This window comes from Sphingomonas sp. Leaf230 (genome assembly GCF_001421745.1).
Lineage (GTDB): Bacteria > Pseudomonadota > Alphaproteobacteria > Sphingomonadales > Sphingomonadaceae > Sphingomonas.
Genome location: NZ_LMKW01000010.1, coordinates 268,750 through 284,842, shown reverse-complemented (window position 1 = coordinate 284,842; position 16,093 = coordinate 268,750). Strand labels below are relative to the sequence as shown.

Below are 16,093 nucleotides of genomic sequence, written 5' to 3'. Positions count from 1 at the left end.
GTCTGCGGATGTCGAGCCGATGCGCTCACAAACCGAGGCCTAATTTCGCCCAAAGCGACCACCGCCCCGGCGCAGGCCGGGGCCCAATTGGGAAACGGCGGCAACGACCGACGGTCCTTCGTTACATCGACCTTTCCAATTGGACCCCGGCCTGCGCCGGGGAGGTGCATCTGTCGAAGCGGGATACGTACCGAATACGTCCGGAGTACGAGATCGTTCTCGCTCCCTCGTGCGCAGTTGCCTCCCACCGCACGCCTCCCCAATTGACCAGCATGTACGGCGTCCACCCGAACCCGCGCGACCGCCTGATATCCGCGGCCAGCGCGGCGATACTCTGCGCCGTCATCGGCTACGCGCTGATCCTCGGGCTCGGCGTCAGCATCCCCACCGCTATCCCAGCTGCGCTGAAGACATTCGTGGGCGGCCCGAAACCCCCTCCACCGCGGCCTGACCAGATCATCCCCCGCCCCGCGAAAAGCCACCGCCCCGAAGGCGCCGCGTCCCCCGCCAACCTCCGCTCGAAGGCGACCGAAGTCGTCGTCCCAAAACCCATCATCTCGCCGATCGTCCCGCCGCCCCCGGTTATCGTCACACTGAAATCAGGCCCCGGCAGCGACGCCACCAGCGGCGCGGCTCCCATCCCCGGACCCGGCACAGGAGCAGGCGGCGAAGGGAACGGCACCGGTAGCGGGCGCTCCGGAAATGGCGACGGCGACGGTGGCGACGAGACTCGGCCTCGTCTCATCAAAGGCCGCTTCAAGAACAAGGATTTCCCCAACGCCGAAGCCATAATCGGCGCGGGCGGGATCGTCGGCGTGCGCTACACGGTCGAGACCGACGGCAGCGTCACGCACTGCCTGATCACGCGCTCCAGCGGAAACGGCGTGCTCGACGCGACGACCTGCCGGCTGATCGAACTGCGCTTCCGCTACCGCCCCTGGCTCGACGCCGCCGGCCGGCCGGTTCGCTCGACCGTCGTCCACAACCAGGAATGGGTGAACGAGCTCGATCCGCCGTCACGCGGTAACTGAAGCCGATCGCCCCAGCCGGCCGCCACTGAGCACCCGTGCGACTGCGGGCGAGAGCGCCATCAGCACCCGCCCCAGCACGATCGTGACGCCGAGCACCAGCAGCGGTTGGACCAGCAGATAGGCTGGATACAACCCCGCCCCCAGCGCGCCGGTCGCCAGCCCGATCATCGGCCCGAACAGCCACAGCAGTAACAGGTGGTCGCAGAATGCTAGAAATCCGTACCGCTCGATCCCGCGCAATCGGTCCGCAACGTTGCTTTCAGCCAAGCCCCAGGCGAGCCGCCAGAACAGCACCGCCGACGCCAGTCGAAACACGATATCGAATGCCGCCATCACATGCGGATGCGCGTCGAAGAACGCGTTCCCCAGCAGCGCGGTCCACAGCCGCGGCGCGATCAGTGCGACGAATGGCAGCGCGCATAGGGCGACAGGCCACCCCGCTACCCGCTCCGCCACGCCAAATCGCCGCGCGGCGATTCCAGCGGTAAAGAAGAGCAGGATCTGCGGTCGCAGCAACAGCGGGACGTGCACCCCGGAAACGCTCCACACGATCACGATCGATGCGACCAGCGCCAGCCACGCTGCCGACGCACGTACCAGAACCGGGGCGAGCATCATGCAGACGAACAGGTCGCGCAGGAACGGCATCTGCACGTTGACGTCATTCGCATGCACGAGCGGCACCAGTTCGTTGAGCGTCCAACCGATGCTCGTCGGCGTTGGTGCCTTCAGGTCGCCGAACGTCGCCGCCGCCCCCACCAGCACAATCGCGATCGCATTCCACAGCAGCATCGGCAGCAGGATCGTCCGCGCCTTGCCGAGCAGAAATGGGCCGTAGCCCTGGCGCGTCGCGGTCGAGACGACCAGCCAGCCGGAGATCATCCCGAGCAGCGGCACTGCGCTCCGCCCGAACACTTCGCCGAGCACCGTTCGCAGCACCGCCTGCCAACTGAACGCCACCGCCGCCAATTCCTCGGCGGTGCGTCCGGTCCAGGCGTGGACGTAGACGATCCCCATAATCCCGATCAGCCGCGCGATCGCGATCGCGGTGGAGAGCCGGCCATCCGCCTCGCGCGCCGGTCCGGCCGTCCCCGTGTCCAATTCCGCCCCTCCATCTGCGTCCGGCGAGCGCCTTACCCGGCTTGTCGCGCGCGAACACCTCCTTCAGGATGGAGTGGACGCCATGGGGGACAAAGACATGATCGCCGCATTCCTGCTGCTGGCCGCGCAGGCGAGCCCCGACGCTGCCCTATCGCGACGCGTCGAACGCGTGCTGGAGCGCAGCCCGGTGATCGACGGGCATAACGATCTCGCATGGGAGATCCGCGACCTGCACGACGCGAAGGTCGAGGCGGTCGATCTCTCCGCCGACACCGCGCGGCTGCCGAACCCGTTACAGACCGACATTCCCCGCCTGCGCGAAGGTCATGTCGGCGGACAGTTCTGGTCGGTCTACATCCCCGCCGATGCGCCAGAGCTGGTCAGAACGACGCTGGAGGAGATCGACATCGTCCGCCGTTTCGTCGCCGCCAACCCGGCGACGTTCGAACTCGCCACCACGGCAGCGGACATCCGGCGGATCGAGAAGGCCGGGCGGATCGCCTCGCTGATCGGCGTCGAGGGCGGGCACCAGATCGATGGGCGGCTGTCGGTGCTGCGCCAATATCGCGCGCTCGGCGTCGCCTATATGACGCTGACGCACGGCAAGAGCCTGAACTGGGCGGACAGCTCGACCGACGCGCCACGTGCGAACGGACTGAGCGACTTCGGGCGGCAGGTGGTCGCGGAGATAAACCGGATCGGGATGATTGTCGACGTGTCGCACGTGTCCGACGCGACGATGGCGGCGGCTTTGGTGGCGAGCAAGGCGCCGGTGATCGCCTCGCATTCCAGCGCACGCGCGATCGCCGATGCGCCGCGGAATATCCCCGACGACCTGCTCCGCGCGATCGGCGCGAACGGCGGCGTGGTGATGGTGAACTTCTACCCGTCGTTCCTGTCGGCCGAGTGGCGTGCCTGGGACATCGCGCGCTCGGCCTATGCGAAGTCGGTCGGCGTTCCGGCGAACGTCTATGGCGCCAAATCGCCTGCGCCGCTGGTGGCGTGGGACGCGGCGCATCCGGAACCGCAGGTCACCGCCGCGACGGTCGCAGATCATGTCGAGCATATCGCGAAGATCGCTGGTCACGATCATGTCGGGATCGGCGGAGATTTCGACGGGATCCAGGGGACCGGGCCGATCGGCTTGAAGGGCGTCGACGGCTATCCGCTGCTGTTCGCCGAACTGGCGCGGCGGGGCTGGAGCGATGACGATCTGGCGAAGCTGTCCGGCGGCAACGTTCTCCGCGTCATGGAGCGGGTCGAAGCGGTCGCGAAGGGAATGGCGGGCATGCCGCCGGTCGACGCGACTGACGTGGGGTCGCGGTAGAGGGGCGAGTGCACGTTGCTCGAGTTCGACCAAACCCGCCAGATCCCGTCACCCCAGCGAAAGCTGGGGTATCCCTCCGTATCAGATAACGTGGGCCAAACGATGATATCCCAGCTTTCGCTGGGACGACGGTTCGAGGCCGTCAAGGATCCGGCATCCGCTGCGGCGCGGGCGGCTCGACCACCAGTGGCGGTACCGTGCGCAACACCAGCCCGATCACTAGCGCTGCCACGCCGAGCAGCAGGCAGAACGCCGTTACCCCCGGCCACCCGGCATGCGTCCAGGCGAACCCGCCGGCGGATCCCAGCACGCTCGACCCCATGTAATAGAAGAACAGGTAGAACGCCGCCGCCTGTCCGCGCGAGCCGCCGCCGCCTGCAACCTGGGCCCGCCGCCCGACCCAAGCGCTCGCAATCGAATGCGCGCCGAAGAAGCCGATCGTCACCACCGCGATCCCTGCGATCACGAGCACCAGCGGCGTCATCGCGGTCAGCGCCACGCCGGCGATCAGCAGCACGACCGGGATCCAGAACACCTTTCGTCGCCCGAGCCGCCCCGCGAGCGTCCCGAACTTCGCCGAACTCACCGATCCTAGCACGTACAGCAGGAACACCCCGCCGACCGCCGCCTGGCTGAGACCGTAAGGCGGGCTCATCAGCCGGAAGCCGGCATAGTTGTAGACCGTGACGAACACGCCCATCAGCAGGAACGCCTCGAGATACAGCAGCGGCATCGCACGGTCCGTGAACAACGTGCCGGCACTGCGCAGCAGCGCGCCCGGTCGTCCAACGCTCGGCGTGAAATTACGCGAGAGCGGCGCGAGCCGGCGGAATGCCTCCGCCATCGCCAGCCCCGCTATGCCGACCGCGGCGAGCGCCCAGCGCCAGCCTTCGAGATCGGCGACGACGCTCACGACCAGCCGCCCGGCCATCCCGCCGATTGCGCTACCGGCGATATACAGCCCCATCGCCGCGCCGACCGAGCCGGCATCGACCTCTTCGGCGACATAGGCCATCGCCACCGCCGGCACACCCGCGAGCGCGACACCGGTCAGGAAGCGCAACACCAGCAACCCACTCCACCCCGGCACGACCGCCGCCGCCAAGGTCAGCGCGCCGGCTGCGAACATCGCCGCGATCATCAGCGGACGCCGGCCGACCCGGTCCGAGACGAACCCCGCGAAGAGGATGCCAATCGCCAGCGGTCCCGTCGCCAGCGATACGGCCAGTGATGCGCCCTCCGCGGTCAGCCCGAACTGCGCGGTGAACAGCGGCAGCAAAGGCTGCACCGAATAGAGCAGCGAGAAGGTCGAGAACCCCGCGAACAGCATCGCCAGCGTCAGCCGGCGATAGGCAGGCGTACCCAAGGCAATTGGGGCGTCAGAATCCTTCAAGGAAACTCGCGACGTTATAGCCTAGCGCGTCGACCGCGTATCCCCCTTCCATGACGATGACGGTCGGCCAGTTGCGTGCTGCGATATCGCGCGCGAGGTCCGCATAGTCGGGCGTGGTCAGCTTGAAGTGCGAGATCGGATCGCCCTCCCACGTATCCGCGCCGAAACTGACGACGAGCAGGCCGGGATCGAACGTGGCGATCGCGTCGAGCGCTGTGGTCTGCGCGACCCGGAACGCGTCGATTTGCGTGCCGTGGGGGAGGGGCAGGTTCAGCGTGGTGCCGAGCCCTTCGCCTTCGCCGGTTTCGTCGGCGTGCCCCCAGTAGAACGGGTAGTCGGTCTTGGGATCGGCGTGGACGGACGCGTAGAACATGTCGCCTCTTGCGTAGAAGATGTCCTGCGTGCCGTTGCCGTGGTGATAGTCGATGTCGAGGATCGCGACGCGTGCGATACCGGCGTCGCGCGCGGCCTGCGCGGCGATCGCGGCGGTGTTGAGGTGGCAGTATCCGCCGCAATAATCCGCGCCGGCGTGATGGCCGGGCGGGCGGCACAGCGCGAACGCCGCGCGGTCGCCGTCGAGGACCGCGTGCGTCGCGGCGAGGGCGGACTGTGCGCTGCCATAGGAGGCGGCCCAGGTCTGCGGCGTGATCGGCGTGGTCGCGTCGAAGCTGTGCGCGCCGATCAGCGCGTCGATCCGGGTGAGGTCGAGCGGACGGCGGCCGCGGATCGGGAAAGTGTAGGGGATCGTATCGCCCTCTCGTCCGGCTTCGCGCCAGAGTCGCGCGGCATCCTTTAGGAAGGTAAGGTACGGCGCGGGATGGATGGCCAGAATCGGCGCCTCGCCGCGATCCTCTGGCGCCTCGACCGGACCGAGCGCGCGCAGGATCGCATCGACGCGCGCGGGCGTCTCCGCATAAGCCGTGAATGCGCCGTTATGCAGTTCCCACGCTGGTGCATGGGTCCGCTGGGCGTCATCGAAGAACAGCCGCATTGTTGCTCCTTGGTGCGCGGTCACGAGGGAAGAACCAACCGATCGCGTCCTGGGTCCTACGGGATCTCGCGCGCCCGGCAAATTCGAAGGCTCAGAACAGCGCCAGTTGCCGATCGTCGTCGCCGCTCAGCAACCAGCGCCCGATCACGTCGTGCCGGGTCCGGCCGACATGGCTGTGGACCAGCACGAACGCATCCACGTCCCAGCCGATCGGCGCAATGGGTTGTGTGAACGACACGCCGTCGCGGTAGCCGAGCGTCATGTGCGGACTGAACCGATAGCCTTCGCGGGCGCGTAGCCCTGCCGCCTCGCGTGCCACCGCAATCCGCTGATGCAGTGCGGCGAGCGAGGCGTTCTTGTGGCGCGGACGCAGGGCGATGGAGCGATCGCTGCCGACCGCGGTATCGAACTGGAGTGCGAACGGTACTGCTTCGACCGCATCGCCGATCGCTTTCAGGTCGCGTTCCAGCGTGGTCGAGACGCGATCATGGTCGTCGAGGATATCGATCGTCACGTGCAAATGCTCGGGGCGCAGCTTGTCCCGGTCGGTTTCGAACCACGACGCTGCAGCGGTGATCTGGCGCGCTAGCGGGAGTGGCGGGCGGATCGCGAAGAACAGGCGATGACGCGCGAGTGTTCGATGAAACATGCCGGTTTCCGAATCGGGGGAGGCGGACTTGTTGCTAATATGTTCTCGCTAAGCTGTCGAGGCGATACGGCCACTCGGTCAACCTGAAACCACCACCCCGGCGAAGGCCGGGGCCCAGTTGGAAAGGTCGTGGTAACGGCGCTCTGCGTCCAGTTATGAACGTCCCCCAACTGGGCCCCGGCCTCCGCCGGGGTGGTACTTCTTCGAACGCGCCCTCCTACCGCGCCAACGCTTCCGCGATCAGTTTCCGCGAGTTCGCGACGCCGTACAGCGCTATGAAGCTACCCATCCGCGGGCCCTGCTCCGAACCCAGCAACGTCTCGTACAGTGCCTTGAACCAGTCGCGCAGATTGTCGAACCCGCCGGTCTTGCCGATTTCGTAGACGATGTTCTGGATGTCCTCCGCGCTCGCCTCCGCCGGCAATGCGGCGAGTTCCGCGTCCAGTCGCTCCAGCGCCGCGACCTCGACGCCCTCGGGCGCACGGCGCTTCAGCGTCGGCGCGACGAAATCGCGGCTATAGGCCAGCGCATAGCCGATCAGCCGGTCGAGCTCGGGGTATTTGGCCGCGGACGCGTCCGGCACGTAGTTCGCCAGATAGCCCCAGACCTGCTCCTTGCTCGCATCGCCCATCACCCCGACGAGGTTGAGCAACAGCCCGAACGTCACCGGCAGTTCGCCGGTTGGAAGCTTGCCGTCGTGGATGTGATGGACCGGATTGCCGAGCTTCTGCTTCAGGTCCTGGTCTGCATAATTGCCGCGGAACTGCCAATATTCGTCTACCGCGCGCGGGATCACGCCCATGTGCAGCGACTTCGCCTTCTTGGGCTCGCGATACGCGTAGAACGCGAGCGATTCCTCGGGACCATAGGTCAGCCACTGTTCGAGGCTCAGCCCATTGCCCTTCGACTTCGAGATCTTCTCGCCATTTTCGTCGAGGAACATCTCGTAGTTGAAACCCTCTGGCGGGCGCCCGCCCAGCACGCGTGCGATCTTCGACGACTGGGTGACCGAATCGATCAGGTCCTTGCCCGCCATCTCGTAATCGACGCCGAGCGCGACCCAGCGCATCGCCCAGTCGACCTTCCACTGGAGCTTGGCCTTGCCGCCGAGCACGCTCTGCTCGATCCGCTGGCCTTCGTCTTCAAATGCGATCAGCCCGGCTTCGGCATCGATAACTTCGATCGGCACCTGCAACACGATGCCGCTGGTCGGCGAGATCGGAAGCACCGGCGAATAGGTTGCGCGACGTTCTGCCCGCAGCGTCGGCAGCATCACGTCCTGGATACCCTGGAAGTGACGGAGCACGCCCTTCAGCGCCTCGTCGAAGCGCCCCCCGGTGTAGTATTCGGTGGAAGAGGCGAACTCGTAGTCGAAGCCGTAGCGGTCGAGAAATTCGCGCAGGATCGCGTTGTTATGCGCGGCGAAGCTCGAATGCGTCCCGAACGGATCGGGGATCTGCGTCAGCGGCTTGCCGAGATGTTCGCGCAGCATGTCGCCGTTGGGGACGTTGTCCGGCACTTTCCGCAGGCCATCCATGTCGTCCGAGAACGCAATCAGCCGCGTCGGCGTATCGCTCAGCGCGTGAAAGGCGTTGCGCACCATCGTCGTGCGCAACACCTCGTTGAACGTGCCGATATGCGGCAGGCCTGACGGTCCGTAGCCCGTCTCGAACAGCACCGGATCGCCCGACTTGCCGTTCGGATAGCGCTTGAGGAGTTTGCGCGCCTCCTCGTACGGCCAGGCTTTGGACTCGAGGGCGGCGGTGCGGATATCATCGGTCATAGCGTTCGGCGATTAGCGCCTGCGCCCGTGTCCGTCACCCCACCGCCGCATGCGTCTTAGCGGCAACGATCCTTCGCGGTGATCGTCCGGTCGACCGCACGGCCACCGAGCGCACCCGCTGCGCCACCAGCGAGCGTGCCGAGCAGCCCGCCGCCGACCGCATTGCCGAGCACCGCGCCGCCGACGCCGCCTGCGACCAGGCCGGTCGTGCCGCTCGAATGACGGCAACGCTTGGCGCGGTAACGACGGTCATGCCCGCGATATTCGCGCTTCGAACGGGCTTCCGCCTTGCCTGTGGGGATCACGGCAGCCGCCGGGATTGCGAGCGAGAGCGCGCTCAGCGCCATGAGAAACTTCCGCATGATGATCGTCCCTGTTGATGTAGATAAAGTTCGGTATCGATAAGGGCGCAACGCACGTGAACCGTGCCGGTTGCGTAACGGCCGATATGGGTGAGTTTGCCGACGGAGGTTTGCACAACCGCGAAGGGTGCAGCACTTCAGGCTGAAACCGACGACAGCGTGTTTCCCCGCGAAGGCGGGGATCCAGACTGGGCTCCCGTCTTCGCAGGAGAACAAGCAGCGAGAGGTTGCCCTTTCGTTCTCATTGCAGCAAGGTCTTGCGGTGTTTCGCTATCCTGCCCTCCACGCCAGCCACGCCGGCATCTGGATCGCGAATGCGGACGGCGCGCGTCCGATCGGACGGGGCGAGGCGATCCGGATCGCGGCCGATACGCCGGTCATCATGCTCAACGCGCCGCTGGTCGGGCAGCGACTCGGGTATCCCGATCTGTCGGGGCTCGACCTGCTCGAACTCTACGCGTTCCTCCGCCCCGCGCAGTTCGCGGTGCCGACGCCGAAGGGGATTGCGCGGGTCACCGGCCTCGACGTGCCGAGCGAGGATGCCGAGGTCGCGCCGTTCCTGCTGCGCGCGGCCGAGGCGATGCTGGCGCTTACCGATGGCGACTGGCCCGAGCGTGAGGGCGCGTGGACGGCGGCGCAATCGCTGTTCCGCCTGCGGTGGCCCTGGGCGCCGGTCGTTGCGGAGCGGCTGAAGAAGCCGGCGGTCAACGAACGCTGGCTGTTCTCGTCGCTGCCCGAATGGGAGGAGCACGCGCCGCGACCTGCGCCGCGCACTGTGACCATCGAGCCGGGCGATGCCGAGGCACGCCTCGTCGACCTCACCGGCCACGGCGCCGAGGAGCGTCCCGGCCAGCGCGCCTATGCCGGCGCCGCCACCGCCGCGTTCGCCCCGCGCGCGATGCGCGACACGCCAAATCTCGTCCTCGCCGAGGCTGGGACCGGGATCGGCAAGACGCTTGGCTATCTCGCGCCCGCCTCGCTCTGGGCGGAGAAGGCTGGCGGCGCGGTGTGGATTTCGACCTACACCAAGACGCTGCAACGCCAGCTCGGCCAAGAAACCGCCCGGCTCTATCCCGACGCCGCGATCCGGAAGGCCAAGGTCGTTACGCGGAAGGGGCGCGAGAATTACCTCTGCCTGCTAAACCTGGAGGACGCGTTGCAGGGCGGGTTCGCAGGCCGCGCTGCAATTCTCGCGCACCTCGTCGCGCGCTGGGCCGCATATAGCGCAGATGGCGACATGGTCGGCGGCGACCTCCCAGGTTGGCTGCCGACGCTGTTCCGCCGCAACGGCTCGACCGCGCTGACCGACCGGCGCGGCGAGTGCGTCTATGCCGGCTGCCCACACTACCGGAAATGCTTCATCGAGCGCGCCGCCCGCGCCTCGTCCGACGCCGACATCGTCATCGCCAACCATGCGCTAGTGATGGTCAACGCCGCGAGAGGTCGCGAGCTCGCGACTCGGCCGACGCGGTACGTGTTCGACGAGGGCCATCATATCTTCGATGCCGCCGATTCGATGTTCGCGACCGCGCTGACCGGTGCCGAGACGATCGAACTGCGGCGCTGGATCCTCGGCCCCGAATCAAGCGGTCGCGGGCGCAGGCGAGGACTTGCCGCACGCCTCTCCGACCTCGCCAGCTATGACGAACAGGGCGCGCGGGCGATCGGCGACGCGGTGACCGCGGCGGGCGCCTTGGCGTCCGACGGCTGGCTGCAACGCCTCGGAGAAGGTGCGCCGTTCGGTCCGATCGAGACGCTGCTCGCTGCCGTCCGTGGGCTCACCTACGCGCGGGCTGAGCAGCCGGGCGACGCGGGGTACGGCCTGGAGACCGAACTCGCCGAACCCGACGCGACGCTGATCGAGGCCGCCGCGCCCGCCGCCGCCGCGCTCGACGCACTCGTCCGCCCGCTCGTAACGCTCGGCCGTCGCCTCGAAGCCGTGCTCGCCGAAGCCCCCGACTGGATGGACGCGCCCGCCCGCGCACGAGTCGAAGGCGCGATCGCCTCGATCGGCTGGCGGGCGGAGACGGTGGCGTCGTGGCTGTCGCTGCTCGCGCGCGTCGGCGGGCCGGTCGATGGCGATTTCGTCGACTGGCTCGCGGTCGATCGGATCGAAGGCCGCGAGTTCGATATCGGGCTGCATCGCCACTGGCTCGACCCGACAAGGCCGTTCGCCGAGATCGTCCTGAAGCCCGCCCACGGCGCGCTCGTCACCTCCGCGACGCTGACCGGCGGCGGTGATTGGGAGGTGGCCGAAGCTCGCACCGGCGCGCCGCATCTCCTCCGGCCCGCCGCCCGGTTCGAGGCGAAGAGCCCATTCGATTATACCCGCCAGGCCGAAGTCCTGATCGTCACCGACGTGAAGCGGGGCGATATCGGCGCGCTCGCCAACGCCTATGCGCAGCTGATCGTCGCCAGCCGCGGCGGCACGCTTGGGCTGTTCACTGCGATCCGGCGTCTGCGCGGCGTGCATGGTCGGATCGCCGATCGCCTCGCACGCGAAGGACTGCCACTCCATGCGCAGCACGTCGATCCGATCGACACCGGCACGTTGGTTGACATTTTTCGCGACGATCCGGGTGCGTCGCTGCTTGGCACCGATGCGCTGCGTGATGGCGTCGACGTGCCCGGCGAATCGCTGCGGTTGGTAGTGATGGAGGGCGTGCCCTGGGCGAAACCGTCCGTGCTGCACGCCGCGCGCAGGCTGGCTGGCGGTGGTTCGGCGTATGACGACCGGCTCGTTCGCGCGCGTCTGGCGCAGGCATTCGGCCGGTTGATCCGCCGCGCCGACGATTCGGGCGTATTCGTGATGCTGTCCGCTGCAATGCCCTCGCGGTTGCTCAGCGCGTTCCCCCCGGGGGTGCCGATCGCGCGCGTCACGCTCGAAGAAGCGGTGGCCCGAGTCGCAAGCCGGCTTTCCTCCAGCCCGCGCGTAGGGCATGAAAGCCGCGAACCCGCTTGAGGATTGCCATGAAGACGTTGACGCTGTTGCGCCACGCCAAGTCCGGCTGGGACGATCCGGTCGCGCGCGATTTCGACCGTCCGCTCAACGCCAAGGGCAAGCGCGCCGCGGCGATGGTCGGCCGGCACATGCGGTCGCTTGGGCTTACGTTCGATCATGCGATCGCGTCGCCCGCGGTGCGCGTTTCGGAGACCTTGGAGCAGATCGAATCGGGCTATGGCCGGACGATCGCGCCGACGCTGGACCGGCGGGTGTATCTGGCGTCGGCAGCGACGTTGCTCGACGTGGTGCACGGATTTCCGGCCGAGGCGGAGAGCGCGTTGCTGATCGGGCACAATCCGGGGTTGGAGGATCTCGTCCTGATGCTGGTCGCCGATGGGGCCGATCCGTTGCGCGATGCGGTCGAGGACAAGTATCCGACCGCCAGCATTGCCGAGCTTCAGTTCGAGGGGGAGTGGGGGGATGTCGCGGCGGGTACGGCTCGCCTGACCCGCTTCATCCGACCCCGCGATCTTGATCCGACCCTAGGTCCCGACGCGGACTAAACCGTGTTTCCCCGCGAAGGCGGGGACCCAGTCTGGGCTCCCGCCTTCGCGGGAGAACAAGAGGGCCGAGGTTTCCCAAAACACGCACCACCCCGGCGAAGGCCGGGGCCCAATTGGAGAGGTGGTTGTAACGGCGGACCGCCCTACCTCACTATCGGCCCTCAATTGGGCCCCGGCCTTCGCCGGGGTGGTGCAAGTTGTTGGTAAACTAATCTCGAACAAGCCGAGACCGCGCCACCGTTCAGCTCTTCCCCGCCATCCGCGCCTTCAGGTCCGAGAACGCATTCGCCGGCCGGAACTCGTCCTCGCTGATCACACCTGCCGCCGCCAGAGCCGCCGCCGCGTTCGGCCCCCGAGGAAACGGATCGATCGCCAGCGCCAGCGTGTCTGCCGCCGCTTCGCCAAGATCGATCGTGCCGCCCTCGATCGCGACCGTATCAAGCGCGTCATCGGACAGTTCGACCTCGTCGCCTTCCGAAACCAACTGATCGACGAACAGCAACGCAACCGGCTCGTCGATCTGCGTGTCGAGCGGTTCGTCGGTCACCGAGCACGCCTGCACCGCCGCGCCGGTCACGCGGCCCTTCACGACGATGCCGCTGTCGGTGCGCTTGATCCCCAATCGCGCGTCGAGCCGCGTGATCGACAGCAGCGCGAACCGCTTGGCCAGTGCCGCGCGCTCGTCCTCGGTCGCGGCGATCTCGACGATCCGCTCGCGCTCGCCGATCGTGTCGAGGCGTTCGGGGCGGCTGAACTCGGGCTTCACGGCAATTCTCCAGATAACAGATTCGGGAGTGGCGTCGCAGCCAGACCCGCATGAAACGCCATCACCGACTCGCGGACATGCGCCAGCGCGGCATCGTCCGGCGCCGCGCCCCGGTACAGGTTGCGCACCAGGGCCGGCGCGATATCGCCCGCCGCCAGTCCGTCGCGGTACGCGCCGAGCCGCCCGCCGAGCATGCTCATCATCTTGCCGATATGCTTGCCGACGATGATGTCACCGATCCCGATCTCGCGCAGCTGCCCGTCCATGTCGTCGACGAAGCGTTCGGCCAGACGCGCCGCGGGTTCACCGCCCAAGGGCTCGGTCTCGAGCCGCAGCATGACGATCGCCAGCAACGTCGCGATCATGTCGAACCGGCCGTCGACCGTGTCCGGCACCGCGCCCTCCCGGTACCAATGTTCCGCGCGCGCCCGACCGACGACGGCGTTGTACAGCGGCAGCGCCTCGTCGGGCTTCTCGCCGAGCAGTCTTCCCAACCAGCTCAAAATCTATCGTCCTCAACACGAAGCCGCGCTTCGGCTTGTTTGCCCGCGCATCCTCGCATATCGAGGCGATCGGCGGCCGATGCAATCGCATGGGACTCGTCACGTGTTTTCGCGTGCCCCGGTTGGGAGTTTATATGAGCGTGTTTTCCGCCCGTACGGGTCTCGCCGCCGCACTTGCGGTCGCCGCATTGGCCAGTGGGGGCTGCACCCAGCTGCGCTCGCACCAGGGCTATGTCGTCGATACCGACCTCGTCAACTCGGTCCAGCCGGGCGTCGACAACCGCCAGTCGGTGCTCGCCACGCTCGGCAAGCCGACGCTCGCCGGTCAGTTCGACCAGGGCGACTGGTATTATCTCGCGCGGGACAGTCGCAACCTCGCGTTCCGTAACCCGCGCGCGAACGCGCAGATCACGTTGCAGATCAGCTTCGACCAAAAGGGCACCGTCACCGCGATCCGTCGCGGCGGGCTCGATCAGGTCGCGTCGATCGCCCCCTATGGCAAGAAGACGCCGACGCTCGGTCGCGAGCGCGGCTTCTTCCAGGATCTGTTCGGTAACATCGGCACGGTCGGCGCCGCGGGCGCTGGCGGCGGCGGTGGCGGCGGTAGCAACACCGGCGGCGGCGGTCGAAATCGACCATAGTTGGTCGGTCTGAGGGGTAAGACCGGATTCGGTTAGGCCGCACCGCGTGCTACGCAGCGGTGCGGCCGGGCCGGGCATCATCGGCGCCGATCCCGAAAGGGGGGAAAGGGATCATCGTCGTAACGCACGTTCGACGCGATGGTTCGCCGTGTCAGGCTGTAATTCGCGAAAACGACAAACATCCGTTCTCGATAAGACTATGTCCGTTACGACGGTGACTTGCGGTACCCTTGGTTCGGGGGTGTGGCTTGGGCGAGTCGCTGTGGATTATCGACGCGTCCGCGCGCGAGATGCTGCTGTTTGCGGGCGTCGGACTGCTACTTGGTGGTATCGATGATCTGCTGGTCGATCTTGTCTATATCGGTCACCGGATCAGGCATGGCGGCCGGGCTCGCCTGACCCTCGCCACCCTGCCGTTACCACGCAACGCCGGCCGGATCGCGGTGTTCGTCGCGGCGTGGGACGAGGTCGCGGTGATCGGCGGGATGCTGACGACTGCGCTCGATCGCTACGATCACGATAATTACCGCATCTATGTCGGCGCCTATCCGAACGACCGGGGAACGATCGATGCGGTTGCCGCGGTCGCCGAGCGCGACCCGCGTATCCGGCTCGTGATCGGGCCACGCGACGGACCGACGACCAAGGCCGACTGCCTCAACACGCTGTGGCATGCGCTGTGTCGCGACGATCTGCGAGACGGGGCAGGGACAAATCTACCCACCAAGGCAATCGTGCTTCACGATGCCGAAGACGTCGTGCACGCGCAGGAGTTGCGTGTCTTCGACAGTCTGATCGAGCAGTATGACGTCATCCAGCTTCCCGTTTTGCCGCTGGTCCACTGCGGTGCGCGGCTGGTGTCGGGACACTATGCCGACGAATTCGCCGAATCCCACGCCAAGCAGATCGTCGTCCGGACCGCACTGGGCGCCGCGATGCCGCTTGCCGGCACCGGCTGTGCGATCGCACCCGCCGTCCTCGCGATGATTGCGCAGGCACGGGGCGGTGATCCGTTCGACGCGACCAGTCTGACTGAGGATTACGAGCTGGGTTTGCGGCTCGCCGAGCTTGGCGCACGAGGCATCTTCGCGCGTGTCGCGACGGACGACGCCGGGACGGTGGTCGCGGTACGCGCGTATTTTCCGTGTACGCTCGGCGGCTCGGTGCGCCAGAAGACGCGGTGGATGATGGGTATCGCGCTGGCCGGCTGGGATCGTACCGGTTGGGGGCGGCCTCGCGCGGTCGCCGATCACTGGATGCGAATGCGCGATCGGCGCGCGCCGCTGGCCGTCGTGATCCTAGCGGTCGGATATCTTGCGGTGCCGATATGGTTGTTGTCGCTACTGATGCACGGCCAAGCCGACGGCGCGTCACCCTACGCGAACGGCGCCTACCCGATCGCGTTCTGGCTGCTCGTCGCCAATGGCGCCTTGCTGGCGTGGCGGTTGATCGTGCGGATGATATTCACGGGACGCAGTTACGGCATGCGCGAGGCGATCTGGGCGCTGCCGCGATTCCTGGTCGGCAACCTCGTCTCGCTGATCGCCGCACCGCGCGCGGTGATCGTCTATATCGGCATGCTACGCGGCGCCGCGCCGGTCTGGGACAAGACGCGGCATGAGTTTCCCGACCTGCCGCCCGACGACGTCGTCACCGTCAACGATTCAGGCCTCGCCGCCGCGGCACGATGAGTGTCGGGCGCCCGCTGCGCTTTCTTGCACTGGCGTTGGGCGGATGGGTGATGGTCCGCGTGGCGTTGTTGTTGCCGGAGGTCGCCTCGCTTCCACCGTCGGAAATGATCCCACGGGTAATCGAAGTGCTCGTGCCACAAGTCGCCGCGGCGATACTCGGGCGACCGCGCGTGCCTCCGCGAGTGGTGACCACGCCACGCGTCGCCGTTGCATCGCCGATTTCTGCCAAGGGTCAACCATGGCAGGCACCGACCATTGCGCTGCCGGGCCCCGTAGCGTGCGTTCTTCCCGATTTGCCAGCCGTCGCAGAGCCTCGGACATACCTCGTTCCGTCACCGGTAGCGCCGC

The 16,093-nt window shown here is 67.1% G+C and carries 14 protein-coding genes; 6 read left to right on the top strand and 8 right to left on the bottom strand.

The features are described from left to right. Positions 1–272 precede the first annotated feature (272 nt). Positions 273–1,031, top strand: coding sequence for an energy transducer TonB (locus ASE82_RS13290; protein ID WP_056064100.1), 759 nt, complete (start codon positions 273–275; stop codon positions 1,029–1,031). Here the strand turns inward: ASE82_RS13290 and ASE82_RS13285 are convergent. Next, positions 1,017–2,132, bottom strand: a complete 1,116-nt coding sequence (locus ASE82_RS13285; RefSeq protein WP_056064098.1) for an acyltransferase family protein — start codon at positions 2,130–2,132, stop codon at positions 1,017–1,019. The two genes, ASE82_RS13290 and ASE82_RS13285, sit on opposite strands and share 15 nt — an antisense overlap. 82 nt (positions 2,133–2,214) lie before the next feature. On the opposite strand from ASE82_RS13285, the gene ASE82_RS13280 reads away from it, so the two are divergent. After that, positions 2,215–3,459 (top strand): dipeptidase, encoded by a 1,245-nt coding sequence (locus ASE82_RS13280; RefSeq protein WP_235524706.1) that lies wholly within the window; start codon positions 2,215–2,217, stop codon positions 3,457–3,459. A gap of 142 nt (positions 3,460–3,601) precedes the next feature. Here the strand turns inward: ASE82_RS13280 and ASE82_RS13275 are convergent, their stop codons facing one another. From ASE82_RS13275 to ASE82_RS13255, 5 genes are all read right to left on the bottom strand, one after another. Beyond that, a complete protein-coding gene (locus ASE82_RS13275; RefSeq protein ID WP_056064095.1) occupies positions 3,602–4,852 on the bottom strand; it encodes an MFS transporter in 1,251 nt (416 codons plus the stop codon). Continuing rightward, positions 4,839–5,843: a histone deacetylase family protein gene (locus ASE82_RS13270; RefSeq protein WP_056064091.1), complete on the bottom strand. Its 1,005-nt coding sequence runs from the start codon at positions 5,841–5,843 to the stop codon at positions 4,839–4,841. The genes ASE82_RS13275 and ASE82_RS13270 overlap by 14 nt, the downstream gene beginning before the upstream one ends. A 91-nt stretch (positions 5,844–5,934) precedes the next feature. Then, positions 5,935–6,492, bottom strand: a complete 558-nt coding sequence (locus ASE82_RS13265; protein ID WP_056064088.1) for a 2'-5' RNA ligase family protein — start codon at positions 6,490–6,492, stop codon at positions 5,935–5,937. 217 nt (positions 6,493–6,709) lie between these two features. Further along, positions 6,710–8,275: a lysine--tRNA ligase gene (locus tag ASE82_RS13260; protein ID WP_056064086.1), complete on the bottom strand. Its 1,566-nt coding sequence runs from the start codon at positions 8,273–8,275 to the stop codon at positions 6,710–6,712. Positions 8,276–8,331: 56 nt separating this feature from the next. After that, entirely contained in the window at positions 8,332–8,637 is a 306-nt protein-coding gene (locus ASE82_RS13255) for a hypothetical protein (protein WP_056053958.1), read from the bottom strand. A 262-nt stretch (positions 8,638–8,899) separates the two neighbouring features. Here ASE82_RS13255 and ASE82_RS13250 point away from each other — a divergent pair, with 262 nt between their 5' ends. Then, the gene (locus ASE82_RS13250; RefSeq protein ID WP_056064753.1) at positions 8,900–11,599 is read left to right on the top strand and encodes an ATP-dependent DNA helicase; all 2,700 of its coding nucleotides are present in this window, start codon (positions 8,900–8,902) and stop codon (positions 11,597–11,599) included. A gap of 8 nt (positions 11,600–11,607) precedes the next feature. Continuing rightward, the gene (locus ASE82_RS13245) at positions 11,608–12,144 is read left to right on the top strand and encodes a SixA phosphatase family protein (protein WP_056064082.1); all 537 of its coding nucleotides are present in this window, start codon (positions 11,608–11,610) and stop codon (positions 12,142–12,144) included. Between the two features lie 241 nt (positions 12,145–12,385). Here the strand turns inward: ASE82_RS13245 and ASE82_RS13240 are convergent, their stop codons facing one another. Both ASE82_RS13240 and ASE82_RS13235 read right to left on the bottom strand, forming a co-directional pair. After that, positions 12,386–12,910: a YceD family protein gene (locus ASE82_RS13240; RefSeq protein WP_056064079.1), complete on the bottom strand. Its 525-nt coding sequence runs from the start codon at positions 12,908–12,910 to the stop codon at positions 12,386–12,388. Beyond that, a complete protein-coding gene (locus ASE82_RS13235; RefSeq protein ID WP_235524705.1) occupies positions 12,907–13,413 on the bottom strand; it encodes a ubiquinol-cytochrome C chaperone family protein in 507 nt (168 codons plus the stop codon). The genes ASE82_RS13240 and ASE82_RS13235 overlap by 4 nt, the downstream gene beginning before the upstream one ends. A 134-nt stretch (positions 13,414–13,547) precedes the next feature. On the opposite strand from ASE82_RS13235, the gene ASE82_RS13230 reads away from it, so the two are divergent. Next, positions 13,548–14,054: an outer membrane protein assembly factor BamE gene (locus ASE82_RS13230; RefSeq protein WP_082441496.1), complete on the top strand. Its 507-nt coding sequence runs from the start codon at positions 13,548–13,550 to the stop codon at positions 14,052–14,054. Between the two features lie 248 nt (positions 14,055–14,302). Next, entirely contained in the window at positions 14,303–15,745 is a 1,443-nt protein-coding gene (locus ASE82_RS13225; RefSeq protein WP_235524704.1) for a glycosyl transferase family protein, read from the top strand. The last annotated feature ends 348 nt before the right edge of the window (positions 15,746–16,093 follow it).

Bases quoted from the DNA above. Each gene is read 5' to 3' on its own strand.
- ASE82_RS13290 (WP_056064100.1), top strand. From the start codon at position 273: ATGTACGGCGTCCACCCGAACCCGCGCGACCGCCTGATATCCGCGGCC.
- ASE82_RS13280 (WP_235524706.1), top strand. From the start codon at position 2,215: ATGGGGGACAAAGACATGATCGCCGCATTCCTGCTGCTGGCCGCGCAG.
- ASE82_RS13270 (WP_056064091.1), bottom strand. From the start codon at position 5,843: ATGCGGCTGTTCTTCGATGACGCCCAGCGGACCCATGCACCAGCGTGG.
- ASE82_RS13265 (WP_056064088.1), bottom strand. From the start codon at position 6,492: ATGTTTCATCGAACACTCGCGCGTCATCGCCTGTTCTTCGCGATCCGC.
- ASE82_RS13260 (WP_056064086.1), bottom strand. From the start codon at position 8,275: ATGACCGATGATATCCGCACCGCCGCCCTCGAGTCCAAAGCCTGGCCG.
- ASE82_RS13255 (WP_056053958.1), bottom strand. From the start codon at position 8,637: ATGCGGAAGTTTCTCATGGCGCTGAGCGCGCTCTCGCTCGCAATCCCG.
- ASE82_RS13245 (WP_056064082.1), top strand. From the start codon at position 11,608: ATGAAGACGTTGACGCTGTTGCGCCACGCCAAGTCCGGCTGGGACGAT.
- ASE82_RS13230 (WP_082441496.1), top strand. From the start codon at position 13,548: ATGAGCGTGTTTTCCGCCCGTACGGGTCTCGCCGCCGCACTTGCGGTC.